11 protein-coding genes are annotated in these 14,495 nt (G+C 47.1%); 4 read left to right on the top strand and 7 right to left on the bottom strand.

The window, feature by feature from the left end; translation table 11 throughout:
* Positions 1–6 precede the first annotated feature (6 nt).
* Genes K7I13_RS07955 through K7I13_RS07930 form a run of 6 tightly spaced genes read right to left on the bottom strand, consistent with a single transcriptional unit; the run spans position 7 to position 4,869 of the window.
* Positions 7–1,248, bottom strand: a complete 1,242-nt coding sequence (locus K7I13_RS07955) for a class I SAM-dependent methyltransferase (protein ID WP_255944741.1) — start codon at positions 1,246–1,248, stop codon at positions 7–9.
* Positions 1,223–1,576 carry a hypothetical protein gene (locus K7I13_RS07950; protein ID WP_255944740.1) on the bottom strand — a complete coding sequence of 118 codons (354 nt, stop codon included), beginning with the start codon at positions 1,574–1,576 and terminating at the stop codon, positions 1,223–1,225. Before K7I13_RS07950 ends, K7I13_RS07955 begins: the two co-directional genes overlap by 26 nt.
* Positions 1,573–2,127: a gamma carbonic anhydrase family protein gene (locus tag K7I13_RS07945; protein ID WP_255944739.1), complete on the bottom strand. Its 555-nt coding sequence runs from the start codon at positions 2,125–2,127 to the stop codon at positions 1,573–1,575. The genes K7I13_RS07950 and K7I13_RS07945 overlap by 4 nt, the downstream gene beginning before the upstream one ends.
* Positions 2,121–3,026: an ABC transporter ATP-binding protein gene (locus K7I13_RS07940; protein WP_255944738.1), complete on the bottom strand. Its 906-nt coding sequence runs from the start codon at positions 3,024–3,026 to the stop codon at positions 2,121–2,123. The genes K7I13_RS07945 and K7I13_RS07940 overlap by 7 nt, the downstream gene beginning before the upstream one ends.
* Positions 3,023–4,075, bottom strand: coding sequence for a FecCD family ABC transporter permease (locus K7I13_RS07935; protein ID WP_255944737.1), 1,053 nt, complete (start codon positions 4,073–4,075; stop codon positions 3,023–3,025). Before K7I13_RS07935 ends, K7I13_RS07940 begins: the two co-directional genes overlap by 4 nt.
* Positions 4,072–4,869: an ABC transporter substrate-binding protein gene (locus tag K7I13_RS07930; RefSeq protein WP_255944736.1), complete on the bottom strand. Its 798-nt coding sequence runs from the start codon at positions 4,867–4,869 to the stop codon at positions 4,072–4,074. Before K7I13_RS07930 ends, K7I13_RS07935 begins: the two co-directional genes overlap by 4 nt.
* A gap of 773 nt (positions 4,870–5,642) precedes the next feature.
* Between K7I13_RS07930 and K7I13_RS07925 the strand changes: the two genes are divergently transcribed.
* The 3 genes from K7I13_RS07925 (at position 5,643) to K7I13_RS07915 (ending at position 10,393) form a co-directional block, all read left to right on the top strand.
* On the top strand, positions 5,643–8,984 hold the full coding sequence (locus K7I13_RS07925) for a PAS domain-containing hybrid sensor histidine kinase/response regulator (RefSeq protein WP_255944735.1): 3,342 nt from the start codon (positions 5,643–5,645) through the stop codon (positions 8,982–8,984).
* A gap of 157 nt (positions 8,985–9,141) precedes the next feature.
* Complete coding sequence (locus K7I13_RS07920; protein WP_255944734.1) at positions 9,142–9,495, top strand: PadR family transcriptional regulator; 354 nt, start codon at positions 9,142–9,144, stop codon at positions 9,493–9,495.
* The gene (locus K7I13_RS07915; protein WP_255944733.1) at positions 9,479–10,393 is read left to right on the top strand and encodes a permease prefix domain 1-containing protein; all 915 of its coding nucleotides are present in this window, start codon (positions 9,479–9,481) and stop codon (positions 10,391–10,393) included. The genes K7I13_RS07920 and K7I13_RS07915 overlap by 17 nt, the downstream gene beginning before the upstream one ends.
* Positions 10,394–10,493: 100 nt before the next feature.
* Here the strand turns inward: K7I13_RS07915 and K7I13_RS07910 are convergent, their stop codons facing one another.
* On the bottom strand, positions 10,494–13,394 hold the full coding sequence (locus K7I13_RS07910; protein WP_255944732.1) for an ATP-binding protein: 2,901 nt from the start codon (positions 13,392–13,394) through the stop codon (positions 10,494–10,496).
* Positions 13,395–13,630: 236 nt separating this feature from the next.
* Between K7I13_RS07910 and K7I13_RS07905 the strand changes: the two genes are divergently transcribed.
* Positions 13,631–14,491, top strand: a complete 861-nt coding sequence (locus tag K7I13_RS07905; protein ID WP_255944731.1) for a TraB/GumN family protein — start codon at positions 13,631–13,633, stop codon at positions 14,489–14,491.
* Positions 14,492–14,495: the final 4 nt, after the last annotated feature.

The raw sequence follows: 14,495 nt of genomic DNA, 5'->3' as shown, positions 1-14,495 counted from the left end.
CGGCAATCAGGAAAGCAGGCCTTCAAGAGCCGGATGCACGCCCATGAAATCCCGCAGGGTTTCGTATTCGGTATTCTGGTTGGTGTTTTCCCGGGTTTCGGAAAACACCGCGCGGATGAGCAGGTTTTTCGGTGTGTGGACCATATCGATAAACTCCATAACCTGTACCGTATACCCGGCTTTTTCCAGTAATGACGCACGAAGCGCATCGGTGAGCAGAGAAGAAAACTGTTCCCGGACAATACCATGCCTGAGAAGGGGCGCCAGAATAAACCGGCCGGGCTGCGAAGCAGAATCATTATTCTGTTTTGAAAGCTGGCCGTTTATTTCATGCTGGCAGCAGGGTACGGAAAAAATGATCTTTGCATTTTTTCGTACAGCCTGGGCAAGGGCTTCGTCCGTAGCCGTGTCGCAGGCATGAAGCGAAATAACCATATCGGGACTGTCATTCTCCGCATATCCGGCAATATCGCCCGCAATAAATGAAAGTCCGTCATATCCGTATTTTTGCGCGAGTGTCCCGCATTTCTGTATCACATCTTTTTTCAGATCAAGACCTGTAATATGGACCGGAAGTTTTTGCAGTACGGCAAGGTAATAATATACCGCAAAGGTAAGATATGATTTGCCGCAGCCGAAGTCAATTATTGAAAGGGTTTTCTTTTCTTCCGACAGATGCCGGCGCAGTTCCGGAACTATATCCTCAATAAACTCGAGGAATCTGTTTATCTGGCGGAATTTATCATATTTTGCTTTTAAAACCGTTCCGGAAGAATTCATGATGCCCAAATCCATAAGAAAGGGAACCGGAACGCCTTCTTCCAGGATGTATTTTTTTTTCCTGTCATGGGTCTGTCCGGCGGAAAGATGAACGGCTCCGGCTGTATCCGGATTATTTTTCCGCAATACGGAAAGTCTGCCGCGTTTATTTGACAGAGCCTGAATGGTTTCCCCATTCTGCACGGAAAAAGAAGCTTTTGCATACACAGTTCCCAGTGATTCAGTTATAAAAGCATCGAGTTCAGGCCCTGTTTTATTCCGGTGAAAAACCTGTTTCCCCTGAAAATATTCCAGATGGAAAACCTCTTCAGTTCCCTGTGTTATTTTACGTATGCGGATTTTTTGTGCTGTTTGAGTTTGATTGCCGGTCCTGCGCGGCGCTGACAAAACCCCTGAAACAAGGCCCTTTTTCAGAACTTCCCGGGCCAGATCAGGCGCTGTTTCAGCGCATTCCATCTTTGAATTCACGAATAATCCCCAGAGCTGCACAGGATTCAAACATGGGCATCGGCGTAGCAAGCAGGGTAATGCCGAATTCCTCCGCAAGCGATTTCATTCCCGGCGGGGGAAGTTTATCATTTACCAGAAGAATGGTTGATATTCCCATTATATCGGCGCTGCGGACGGCCTGTTCATTTGTGAGTCCCGTGATAAGAAGCGCCTCATCTTCAACGGATACAAGAATATCACTCATTAGATCGCCTGCCAGAATTTTCCCGACAAAGAAATCCTGAAATCCGGGTACCCCGTAAACGACATGGGCCGGCAGTTCTTCAATAATATCTTTAATTGTCACTGTACCTCCACTTCCTGATAATCCGTTCGGGCCGAGGAAGCGAGCTGTACATAATGCTGTGCATTTTCCCGGTTGTGGGCCAGTTCTTCAGGCGTAAGCTCTCTGACAGCCTTTGCGGGACTGCCAAGGATCATTGACTTCGGCGGAAAAGTTTTTCCGCCGGTTACAAGAGCGCCGGCTCCGACTATACTGTCTTCACCGATTACCGCCTGGTTTAAAATAATTGCACCCATACCAATAATTGTGTTGTTTCCGATTTCCGCAGAATGTACAATAGCTCCATGCCCGATCGTGACACCGTCGCCTATTCTGCAGGGCTGGCCCGTATCGCAATGAATTACCGCGCCGTCCTGTACACTGGTGTCTTTTCCTATAGTAATAGGGGCTATATCCCCGCGTACCGATGCGGAGAACCAAACAGAAGAACTTTCGCCGATAAACACCTCTCCGGCAACTTCTGCAGTTTGCGCGACAAAAACGGACGAATGAATGTCCGGAACCGAGTCTTTTATTTTGTGTACCACATTCTTAAGCATAACAGATTTTACCATTTTTGTAAAATTTTCCGCATTATGTCCGGAATATCCATATTATATACGGTCCGGATTGTATTTCCGTGAATTACGGCACGCGGCGGGCCATAATCAGCTATGCATCCTTCATTCATCAGTATAAGGGTATCAGCAAAATAAAGAGCAAGTGAAAGATCATGAAACACGCCTATGGCTGCCCGGGGTCTGCCGGACGGAGTTCCGCATTCATTTCCTCCCCTGACCCAGGTATTTATATGATTCAGCAATTCAATCTGATAAAAAAGGTCGAGATGGTTCGCGGGTTCATCCATAAGAAGTACGGCCGGTTCCTGAACCAGCGTCCGGGCAAAAAACACCCTCTGGAGCTGTCCGCCGGACAGGGAATCAAGGGTTTTATCATATATCTGTTCAATACCGCAGAGTTTGAGCGCGTCGGCTACTGTCCTGCTGAAGTATTCCGATCTGTTGCCTGATTTTATTTTTCTCTGCTGTTTTAGTCCGGCATACAGGCCCATCCAGACTGTTTCTCCGACCGTATAGGAGAATTCCGGGAAGGAAAGCTGCTGCAAAAAAGCTGTTTCGCGGGCTGCCATATCGGGGGGCAGCGCCGCCCTTTCCAGCGCCCTGCCGCAGTCCGGGGAAAAAGGGTCGGTTATAGCAAGCTCACAGGAACCGGAATATGGCAGAATTCCGGCCAGAACGCGGAGAAGCGTTGTCTTGCCCGATCCGTTTGGCCCGATTATGCACAGACGCTCCCCCTTATGCAAAGAGAAAGTTATATTTTTCAGAAAACTGTTTTCGCGGCTGTCTTTACCTTTTCTATGACGGCGTCCGGAATATCCTGCGTAAAGATTTTCCGCCTTCAGCAGAACCTCCGCCTGTTTTTTTTCTCCGGGCAGATCATCCGGCTTTTTCATGCATACCTCTTGCGCGAGCTGATATAAATCCATGCAAAAAGCGGGGTCCCCAAAACAGCCGTTATCGCCCCAACCGGCAGCTCCAGCGAAGGGATAATGACTCTTGCCAGAATATCGGCGAGCACCATAAAGAAACCCCCGAACAGGGCGGAAAAGGGAATGAGGGTCCGGTGTCCCGGCCCGAAGATTCTCCGGACTACATGGGGCACGGCCAGATCAAGGAACCCTATAACACCGACAAATGAAATAGTAAAGCCTGTTAACAGGGACGCGAGTATGATCAGGATCTTTTTTATTTTCCCCGCCGGCACACCGATCGCAATAGCGTCATCGTCGCTGAATGATAAAATATCCATCTCCCGGCGAAAATAAAAAACAGCAAGAATTCCCGCCGTTACAACAGGAAACAAAAGAACAACAGGGGACCAGCCTTTCAGCGCGAAACTCCCCATCTGCCAGAAAAGAAGCCTGCTCATTTCCTGGCGGGAAAGGGCGGAGAGAAGCGTCAGAACAGCGTTTATAAAAAGGGAAAAAACCATCCCCGAAAGAATAACCGTTGTATTGCTGAAACGAGGGTCTACGGCTCCCGAAAACCCCATAACAACAGCGATTGCCAGCATGCTGAATAAAAACCCTGCCAGCGGAACCGGCACGGAAGAAACAATTTCCGCGGGAAGAAAAGCCAGAAAAGGAACAGCGCTGCCGAAAAACAGGACAAGTCCCGCCCCCAGCGATGCGCCCGAGGAAACTCCGAGAGTAAAAGAAGAGGCCAGAGGGTTTTTTAAGACCGACTGCATGACAGCTCCGCTTACGGAGAGGGCGGCCCCGGTAATCCAGGCCAGCAAAACTCTCGGCAGCCGGAGGGACCAGACAATTCCTGCAAATGTCCCGGGAATTGACTCCGGCAAGTCTTTCCCGGCAAGTTTATGCAACAGTATCGCCGCTGTCTGTCCCGGAGAAATAAAAACCGAACCGATCCCTATTCCTGCGAGTATAATCAACACGGTCAGGAGAGGTGAAAAAATAAGAAAACACCGTTTTAAAGTCATTCTATGGTTATGCTGTTATCGTCAAAATGGAAATACTCCGGGTATACTGCCCCGGCAATTTCTTTCAGCGTCCCGATAACTGCGGGCGCAGGCTGCGAGCTTTTGATATTATCAATATAATATACCCGGTTATTTTTTACGGCCCTGAGGCTTTTCCAGCCCGGCCTGCTTTTTATTTCCGGAATGGGATCCAGAAGATAACTGACATTTGTCAGAATGACTTCCGGGTCGCGGCTGAAAACAGTTTCGGCGTTAACGGCTGCCCAGCCGGTTTCATCCTTCAGAATATTATCCGTCCCGGCAAGTTCAAGCAATTCATTCAGGTATACCCCCTGTCCGAAACTGTAAATAAAAGGAGCCGCTGAAATTTCAAAAAAAACCGTTTTTCTGTCCGTTTCGGGAATGGTCTGCGCCACCGAGGCAATTTCTTCTATTGTTGCTTCCATATCCGCAACAATTTTTTCACCCTGGTCCTTTGTTCCTGTAATATCCGCTATACGCCGCACATCCCGTTTTATATCGGCAAGACTTTCACTGGTAGGGAAGTATATCACCTGTATTCCCATATCCGACAAAGGTTTGAATGGGTCCCTGTTTGCCCCGGCCTGGGTCATTGTGGAAACAAGCAGTATGTCCGGGGCCAGCGCCGCTATCTGCTCGATATCCGGATCCATCATATCAAAACTGGGCAGATCCCGCAGGTGGCCGTACTGCCTCGCTGACCATGAATCAACTGCAACCAGAGATCCGGGCAGTCCCAGATCCGTAAGGATAACCGTACACGAAGGCGCCATGGATATTATTCTCAGAGTATCCTGCTGCTCCTGGTTTTCTTTTTGAGAAGAATTACAGCCTGTAAACAGGATAAAGGAAAAAATCAAAACAAATAAAGTGAAAAAAACAAGGAAGGGTTTCCACAGAATCCCGTACCCGGAAAAAACAGACCTTCTTTTTTTGCGGCTTCCGGCTCCCGTGCAGATTTTTCCGTATCATTTTCAAAATCCCAGGAGGAAAACTGAAAATGATTTATTACATATTTATTTTTCGGTTTCATGGGAATACTATAATGTCCATTATCGGAATTGTGCAATGCTTCAGGCCAAAATAAACGGTCCTGTTTTACTTTTGTTAACCAGGCTTGGCTTTTCTTTATCCTGGGAATCTCTGAAAACCCGGTCAGTTTTTAGAAGTCCTGTCCTGTTAATTGCCGCATAAATCGTTTTAATTGGTTTTAATTGATTGAAGATATGCGAAAGCACTGTTATAATAAAATACTCCGCCGCAGAGCAAGGCAGACCTTCGGTCTGGAGTATTTTTCTCTCCCGAGGAATTGGTCTCGGGTTTAATACCAGAAAACCTGCAAAAACTAACGTTTTTATAGGTTGTTATAAAAACCGTCGGCGGGTAGCGGGGTATTAAACTCTCGCCTCGAATAAAATACCGGAATTATCTTGAATTATGGACGGGAAGGGAATGCTGAAGAAAAACTATGACACCTGACAGCAGTAATAATAAACAAAACAATTCAAATCAAAGAATTTCCCCAACAGACTACTTTGCCGGTTCTATGGACGTTATAATAAACGCCGCCGGTATCGGCTTGTGGGACCTCCATATTCCTTCCCGTAGAGTTGTTTTCAGTGAACAGTGGGAACATATAACAGGATATGAAACAGGCGAACTGCCTCAGGACGCCTCAACCTGGGAAAAAATGGTTCTCCCGGAAGATTTTGCCGCCGGAAATCAGGAAATAAAAGATTATATTGCGGGAAAAACAGATACATATGAATCCGAATTCCGTATAGCGCGCAAAGACGGAACCGTTATATGGGCCCAGAACCGGGGAAGTATTATCGAACGGGATGAAAACGGCTCGCCTGTGAGGATGGTGGGCGTCGTTCAGGACGTAAGCAGAATAAAAAACGCCGAAGCCCAGCTCAAACTCAAAACCGATCAGCTCGATTTTATAGCAAAGATAGCGGGCCTGGCTTCCTGGGAATGGAATATACCCGCCGCCATGCTCACATATAATCAGGACTTTCTCGATATAATGGGATATGAAGCCGGTGAACTTACCGGGGCTTTTTCCGAGCTGAGGGAGCTTATTCATCCTGATGATTTACCCGGCGCGCTTGAGGCAATGAAAGATTTCCTGAGCGAAAAAACGGACCATTTTTCCCGGGAGATCAGACTGCGCCGGAAAAACGGCCATTATTTATGGGCGCTTGATATAGGCAGGATTATAGAGTGGACCCCGGAGAAAAAACCGCTGCGAGCGGTCGGCGGATTTTTAAATATTGACAAACTCAAAGAGACCGAAAAGGGACTTCAGGATGCGCTTGAAGAAAACGAGCGCTATAACGAACGGCTCCAGGCTGAAATTCAAAAAGCCGTTAAGGAGCTTGAAGAAACCCAGCAGGTCAATCAGGTAATGTTTGAAACTAATCCCCATGTCAATATTATTGTCGATGCCCATTTCCATGTCATCGACAGCAATCCTGCCGCGGTAGAATATTTTGGGTTCAGGTCAAAAGACGAACTGGTGGAAAATCTCATGCCGCTGATTAACAGCAGTGTTCCCAGATATCAGCCCAACGGCCGGACTTCAATCAGTCTGGCTGACCGGATAAAAACCGCTTTTGAAAAAGGATACAGCGAATTTGAAACGGAGCTTGAACTTAACGGTGCCCGGGTTCCGATGCGGGTTATTCTTAAACGTATTTCCTACAAAGGTTCGCATGCCCTTGCCGCTTATGCGATTGATCTCCGTTCCCTGAAAGAAGCAAAAAATGAACTCATCCGGCAGGACCGCCTCCTGAAAGCGGTCAACTCGGTTGCGTCCCTGTTAATGGCAAACAGCAGGGACGACTTTTACGATGTCCTTATGGAGTCTCTGAAAATACTCGGAAAAAGTGTGGACGTGGACCGGACCTATATATGGAAAAACAGCACCATCAATGGCAGGGTCTGCTGTTCCCAGATTGCTGAATGGGCAAGAAGCTATGCCCATATATCACCTCACCAGGACGTTCCCGCCGTAAATATTCCCTATGATGATTTTGTACCGAATTGGCGTTATCTGGTGGAAACCGGGACCCCAATCAATTCCCTGGTCAAGGATCTTGACGGTAATCTCGTCAATTTTCCCGGTATGGACGGGTGCAAGTCCCTGCTTGTTATCCCTATTTCTCTTCACGGTGAATTCTGGGGCTTTATGGGCTTTGAAGATTGCACTAAGGAACGTTCTTTTACCAACCATGAACAGGACATATTAAAATCCGGCGGGCTTTTAATTGCCTCCGCCATTTACCGGGATGAAACAACCCAAAACCTGATCCAGGCAAAGGAAGACGCGCTCGCCAGTACAAGGGCAAAAAGTGAATTCCTGTCCCGCATGAGTCATGAAATCCGGACTCCCATGAACGCTATTATCGGTATGACCACCATTGCCAAAAAAACCGATGAACAGTCAAAAATACAATACTGCCTCGGTAAAATCGAAGACGCGTCGCAGCAGCTTTTGGGGCTGATAAACGATATTCTGGACATGTCGAAAATAGAGGCCAACAAGCTCGAAATTATTCCGAAAGAATTCAATTTCGAAAAAATGATACAGAATATTTTCAATGTTATTCAGGTAAGGGTGGCTGAAAAAGAGCAGAACTTTACCTTTGATTTTGAAAGTCTCTTTACGCACTATGTCATTGCCGATGAGCTCCGGCTTTCCCAGGTTATAATGAACCTTTTGAGTAATGCGGTAAAATTCACGCCGGATGGGGGAGCCATTTCACTGAAGGTGCGGCATCTTCCGAAAACCGGAAACACATCAGTTTTGCATGTGGAAGTAAAAGACAACGGAATCGGCATCAGTCCTACCCAAAAAAGCATTCTGTTCAATTCGTTTGAACAGGCCGACGGAGGCATTACCAGAAAATTCGGCGGAACAGGACTTGGCCTCGCGATATGCAAGAAAATTGTCAATCTCATGGGCGGGGAAATATGGGTGGACAGCGAGCTGGGCAAAGGCTCGAATTTCATTTTCGAAGTGGACATTGATTGGGGGCCGGAACTCAGGGAAGACCTTCCGCAAAAACAGCCGAGGAATGACCTGCGGATACTCGTTGTTGATGACAGTGAGGATGTGCGCATCTATTTCAATAATATACTGACCGGGTTTTCAATGGCCTGCGATACGGCGTCAAGCGGAGCCGAAGCGATTGATAAAGTCAGGACAAATCTCGGAAATTCCATTCCCTATGATATTATTTTTCTCGACTGGAAAATGCCCGGAATGAGCGGAGCTGAAACTGCCAGGGAAATAAAGAAAATCATGAATGATGATGTCATTGTGATAATGATTTCCGTTGCCGACTGGTCAGAGGTCGAAGGCGATGTCAAACAGCTCGGAATTACCAATTTCCTTCCGAAACCGGTACTCCCGTCCGTAATGTATAATACGATAGTCCAGCTGACTGAAAAAACTTTTGTCGCGGAACCGAACGAAGCTGAAAAAAAAGTATATGACTGGCGAGGAAAAACCATTCTGCTGGTTGAGGATATAGAAATCAACCGTGAAATTATAATGAACATTCTTGAAGAAACCGGCGTCACAATAGATACGGCAACGGACGGTCTCGTAGGCGTTGAAAAATTCCGCAGCAACGGCCGGAACTATGATCTCATTCTCATGGATGTGCAAATGCCCGGTCTCGACGGCCTGAGCGCAACCTGGCAAATCCGTGTTTCCGGGCTGGAAAACGCGCAGACAATCCCGATCATTGCGATGACCGCAAATGCCTTTACCGAAGATGTTGATGAGTGTATAGCGGCCGGAATGAACGGGCATATTGCCAAACCTATAGATGTAAATACCTTAATGGAAAAACTCGCCGAGTATCTGGACGCGTAAAAGTCCTTTCTTCACAAATGAAAAGCCCCTCATCTGTCTTAAACCTGATTTAATACTTAATCTGTTATAAAACTCTTTCAAGTATAGTACTAAAACTGGAAAAGTATATTGACAGATATAGTACTTTGTCTTATATTGTACTTAAGGGGGTATGAAAATGAAAGGAAAAGTATCATCCGATATGCTCCGGGGCCATACTGATACTATTGTTTTAAGCCTTTTAAAACAGGGTGACAGTTACGGGTATGAAATCTACAAAAAAATACTGGAAAAAACCGGCGACCGGTTTGAAATGAAAGAAGCAACACTGTATGCGTCCTTTCGCCGGCTGGAAACAGACGGCTGTATCACTTCATACTGGGGCGCGGAGACACACGGAGGCCGGCGGAAATATTATAAAATAACCCAGAAAGGGACTTTACTGCTTAACCGCAATATTGATGACTGGCAGTTTACCAACCGGGTTTTAGCTGAACTATTCAGGAGGAATGACAATGCAGGAAGAAATTGAAAAAGCTGTAGAAAAAATATTCGCGGACTATGAAGAGACAGCGGAACTGAAAGAATTGAAGGAAGAGATTGTTTCAAACCTGTCGGACAGGGTTTCCGATATGACAGGAAAGGGTATGAACGAAAAAGAAGCTCTGGACAAAGCTCTGGACGAACTGGGCGATATTACCGAAGTTGCCGATACGGTGAGCAGGCAAAAACGCACTGAAATTATTAGCCATGCCTATATGCGCTCGATTCCGCTAGACAAAGTCCATCTGATCGGTTACCCGGCAGCCGGAGTTATTTTCATTTTCGGACTGATAGTAGGCGCAATTACGGGATTTTCTACAGACGGTATAATGGAAACAATAGCTTCGTTTATGCCATTTGGCGTTGTTTCATTAGGCGCTTTTGTTTTTCTTGGTCTGACTCAGGAGACAAGGGTCCGTTACGCAATGAGCTGGAAGCGCAGTTTGTGGTATACCCTTGCGTCGGCGCTGCTCCTGTTCGGCCTGTTTGTGGCCGCGATAGTCTATTTCAGTGATATGCAAATTGCTTCTGAAGAGGCGGTGCGTGCCGGTTATCCGGCGGGGAATATATCAATGGTTGCTGCGCTCGGCACTCTGATAGCCTTTGTAATTCCGGGCGCCGCGCTCCTCGCATTTCTGGTACTCAGCGAAAAAGACAGAAAAAAAACCTGGGTCCGCCGGCTTGCGGAAGAACAGAGTCAGGTCTGTGCCGAGAAATTCGGACTTCTGTCCGGCGCGATATGGATTGCGGCCTTTGCCTTTTTCTGCCTGTTCGGGTTTCTTGCCGGCTGGCATATATCATGGGTAAGCTTTCTTTTTGCGATCGCGGCCCAGTGTGTTCTGCGGTATTTCCTGCTGAAAAAGGAAAACGCCGGGCAGCCGTCATGACTTAATCAGCGCTGCCTTAGTACTGTCCGGCGGAAGCTTTGTTTCGCGGCCGGAAATAGAATACGTTTGTGTAACGAAACAGGCGGCCCGGTGCCGCCTGTTATTGTTTCAGGGTTTCGGCAAGTATGGTTCTCAGCTTGCTTATGTCAACAGGTTTTGCGACATGGCCGTTCATTCCCGCGGCCCTTGCGCGTTCAACATCTTCGCGGTAAGCATTTGCAGTCATCGCAACAATGGGAACAGTGGCGGCGTCGCTGCGGTTCATGGACCGGATTAAGCGGGCCGCTTCATACCCATCCATGCGGGGCATTTGAATATCCATAAAAATAAGATCAAAATAACCTTCAGGCGATTCTTCAAATTTTTTTATTGCCTCGACTCCATCCGCGGCCTCCCGGATCTCGATATTTGTTTCGCCCAGCATTTCTTTAAGAATCAGCCGGTTTATTTCAATATCCTCAACCAGCAGAAGATGCTTTCCTGAAAGGTCAAGCGAACGTAACAGCGGCTGGGATATTTCTTCCTGCACGGATTCCGTTTTTTCAAAATGCAGGGTAAAGAAAAAGGCTGAACCCTCTTCAGGAATACTTTCTACTTTTATTTTTCCGCCCATGAGGCTGATCAGGTTCTGGCTTATAGCGAGTCCGAGACCTGTCCCGCCGAACCGTTCCGAAATGGACTTGTCTGTCTGTTCAAAGGGAATAAAGAGCTTTTCAATTTGTCCGGGCGTCATTCCGATCCCGTTATCGGTGATGGTAAACGTCAGCGTGATATTTCGGCTGTCTTCACAATCCGCTGTGACCGAAAATTCTATATGTCCGTTTTCTCCGGTAAATTTAACGGCGTTTCCCAGAAGATTAATGAGGACCTGTTTAAGCCTGAGTTTATCGCCCGCAACATACAGATTATCCTGCTTCGGCAAATCGGTTTTCAGGGTTATGTTTTTTTCAATGCAGCGCTGGATGATGATTTTTTCGACTTCTTCCATTGCCGTCTGAAAACTGAAGGGAGTGCAGGAGAGTAGAAATTTTCCTGATTCTATTTTTGACATATCCAGAATATCATTCAGAATTCCGAGAAGATGCGAAGAAGCCGCGAGAATTTCATTTATTGAAGACTGGACCCTTTCCGCTTCCTGGGTATACGGATTTATTATCTGCGCCATTCCTATAATGGCATTAAGCGGGGTTCTGATTTCATGGCTCATACGCGCAAGAAAATCGCTCTTCGCGCGGGAAGCAACCTGGGCCGCGTGGGTCTGGATTTCCAGTTCCGCTGTCCGCTGCCTGACTGTTACTTCAAGTTTCTTTTTCATTTGTCTGTTCCTGTGGAACAGGGAAAGGACCAGCAGCAGTATAAAAAAGAGCAGGACGGAGGAGCCTCCGAGGTATGAGTTATGCAGTCTGGAGAGTTTTCTTCTGTAGTCAAATACTCTGCGTATCCAGCGTTCGGTAATAGTTTCGGTATCCACAAGGTCCTGGGCTTTGCCCATGATTGAACAGAGGATTTCCTGGTTTTTGTTAAAACCGAAATGGGAACCGAAGGAGCGGTTGAAAATCAGATTTGCCTTGAAGCCCGGCTGCTCGAGATAATTGGTAATGCTGAGCAGAAGGTTTCTGGTTGCCATAAAAAGGTCAATTTCTCCCTTTTCAAGACCGGCAAAAGCTTCTTCAACGGAGTGATACATTACAACATCGGTATGCGCCGGGAACCATTCCCGGAATACCTCCGTGTACGCGGTTTCTTCCGCAAGTCCGATTTTTGAATAGAGGACCTGATTAATGGTAATATCTTCGTGGTCCGTTCTGGAAAGCAGAGCGTAATAATCCGTGGAATAGGCTTCATCTGTCCAGAGGAACCTTCCCTCGCGTTCGTTGGAACGGATAAGTTCGGTTATGATTGACGCTTTTCCCGATTCAAGCATGTCGAGGAGTTCGGGCCATTCATCGTGTTTGCCGTTGACCGGCTGGAATTCAAGCCCGGTCAGTCTGCCGATTTCATCCAGAACATCAATAGCGATCCCCTGCCAGGCTTTCTCTCTTGTGTTATAAAAGCTTATCGGATAATTGTCATATTCCGCGGCCAGCATTACGGGCCGGTTTTCCGCCTGGCTCACTGCCAGAAAATTCCGTTCCACATCATCAAGCCGCATAAACAGTTTATGCCGCAGGTATTCTTCTTCACCCTGATTATATAAACCGATAAGCTGGTGAATGGCCCCCAATTGCAGATATTTCTGGACTATACTGATTACCGGAGCGAGAGCGGCTTCCGCTGTCGAGAGTGACACAGGCGTATAAATAAGCGGAAAAAAGATCTGATCATCTATAAAAGGATATATGTCAAACGCCGCTTCCGCAGGGCCGTCCTCAAAAAACGCGTCGATAGTCCCTGCGGTAAGCTGATCCACGGCCTCTTCATAGGATTCAACAAATACCGGGTCAAAGGCGTCGGCGGAGGCTGCCGCGACCAGATTATACGTAAAAGCCCCTTTAAGAAAGGCAAACCTGAGAGTGCGTTCTTTTGCAATAACGGAAAGTTTTTCGCTTCCTTTTACAAAAAAGTATTTGATGGTCCGTTCGGCTATTGGGTCTGTCATATAGTATTTATCAAGCCGTTCGGGATTTGAAGTAAGTTCTCCGGTAAAGTGTATGGCCCCTGAATCAAGGCCCGCTATAAGTTCTTCCCATTCACAAATATATGGCCGGAAGGGAATCCCGAAAAGCGCGCTCAGCCAGCGTGAAAAAAGATCGGCATATCCGCCCGTGGTTCCGTCCTGACGGTAAAAGGCCTCCGCCGTGTGGTTCATGCCATATAAAAAGTAATCGTGTTTTGCCCGGAGGTTTTCTATCGCAAGAATTTCTTCTTCCGTAACTCCCGGAATATTGCGGTAACTCAGATATACAGGATGTTTTTCCGTTTTCCGGGGAGCGCCGCATGATAAAAGAAAAAGCAGAGGGAGAAGAAAAATACAAAATAATACGGTTTCTTCTTTTTTCATATTTCCCCTGTAATTCCGTATAAAATGCGAACAGCAATCACATTTCACAGTATAGCACAGGAATGTTCCCCGGAGAAAGGGCTTTTACGGGCTTTTTTACAGGGAACACAAACAGGAATAATTCCGTAAACAAGTATGCGGAATCAGAAAAATGGTGTAAACTGTTATAAAATACTGCGGAAAGCATGCCTGCCCGGAAGCGGCGGTGTTTTCCCGATAAACCGGGAGAGATTTAAATGAAAAGACTGATAGCATTTCTTTTGACAGGGCTGTTAATAGCCGCCTCGCTTGGCGCCCAGACTTCCGTGTGGGAAATAAGCAGGGACGGCAAAATTCTGTATCTGGGCGGCAGTCTCCATATTCTCCGCGAGGAAGATTACCCGCTTCCCGCCGCTTTTGACAGGGCTCTTGAAAGGGCCGATATAGCTGTGTTTGAGGCTGATATCGGGGAAATGGAAACTCCCGAATTCGCGGAAAAAATGATGTACGAAATGATTCTGCCCGAAGAAGACACGCTTTATGATCTGCTTTCACCTGAAACATTTGAACAGCTGGCCTTGCTGTGCGAATCATTCGAAATACCTATTGACCAGCTGATATATTTCAAACCCCCGCTCGTTACAAATATCCTGACCCTCTTTCAAATGGAAAGCGCCGGCCTGGATGCTCCCGGGGTTGACCTTTATGTGTTTGCCGCCGCGGAAATGGAAGAAAAACAGCTTGGTTATCTGGAAAGTACGGATTTCCAGATTGATTTGCTGGCAAACGAAGGTATGGGCTTTGAAGATGAGTATATTTCATCTTTTATCGCGGAATGGGACACCGCTCTGGACGATACCTTTTCCCTGCTTTCGGCATGGGAAACCGGAGACGGAAAAGCTGTTGACAGTATGCTCAGGAAAATGTATCAGCAGTCCCCCCAATCTTATGAAACCATGATCGCGGAGAGAAACCGGAACTGGCTTCCTCTTATTGAAGAATATCTGAATGGGGAAGAAACAGCCTTTGTGGTTGTCGGGCTGGCCCATATGTACGGTCCCGACGGTCTGCTTGCGGAATTGAATTCGCTCGGATATCATATCCGGCAGGCACGGTAGGCTG

The sequence above is a fragment of the Brucepastera parasyntrophica genome (genome assembly GCF_022376835.1).
Classification (GTDB): Bacteria; Spirochaetota; Spirochaetia; order Treponematales; family Treponemataceae; genus Brucepastera; species Brucepastera parasyntrophica.
The sequence above is the reverse complement of the archived record's forward strand: the minus strand, read 5'-3'. Positions and strand labels throughout refer to the sequence as shown.

What these genes read in the sequence shown, in the direction of transcription:
- K7I13_RS07945 (WP_255944739.1), bottom strand. Translation starts at nt 2,127, where the DNA reads ATGGTAAAATCTGTTATGCTTAAGAATGTGGTACACAAAATAAAAGAC.
- K7I13_RS07940 (WP_255944738.1), bottom strand. Translation starts at nt 3,026, where the DNA reads ATGAAAAAGCCGGATGATCTGCCCGGAGAAAAAAAACAGGCGGAGGTT.
- K7I13_RS07935 (WP_255944737.1), bottom strand. Translation starts at nt 4,075, where the DNA reads ATGACTTTAAAACGGTGTTTTCTTATTTTTTCACCTCTCCTGACCGTG.
- K7I13_RS07930 (WP_255944736.1), bottom strand. Translation starts at nt 4,869, where the DNA reads ATGGCGCCTTCGTGTACGGTTATCCTTACGGATCTGGGACTGCCCGGA.
- K7I13_RS07925 (WP_255944735.1), top strand. Translation starts at nt 5,643, where the DNA reads ATGGACGTTATAATAAACGCCGCCGGTATCGGCTTGTGGGACCTCCAT.
- K7I13_RS07920 (WP_255944734.1), top strand. Translation starts at nt 9,142, where the DNA reads ATGAAAGGAAAAGTATCATCCGATATGCTCCGGGGCCATACTGATACT.
- K7I13_RS07915 (WP_255944733.1), top strand. Translation starts at nt 9,479, where the DNA reads ATGCAGGAAGAAATTGAAAAAGCTGTAGAAAAAATATTCGCGGACTAT.
- K7I13_RS07910 (WP_255944732.1), bottom strand. Translation starts at nt 13,394, where the DNA reads ATGAAAAAAGAAGAAACCGTATTATTTTGTATTTTTCTTCTCCCTCTG.
- K7I13_RS07905 (WP_255944731.1), top strand. Translation starts at nt 13,631, where the DNA reads ATGAAAAGACTGATAGCATTTCTTTTGACAGGGCTGTTAATAGCCGCC.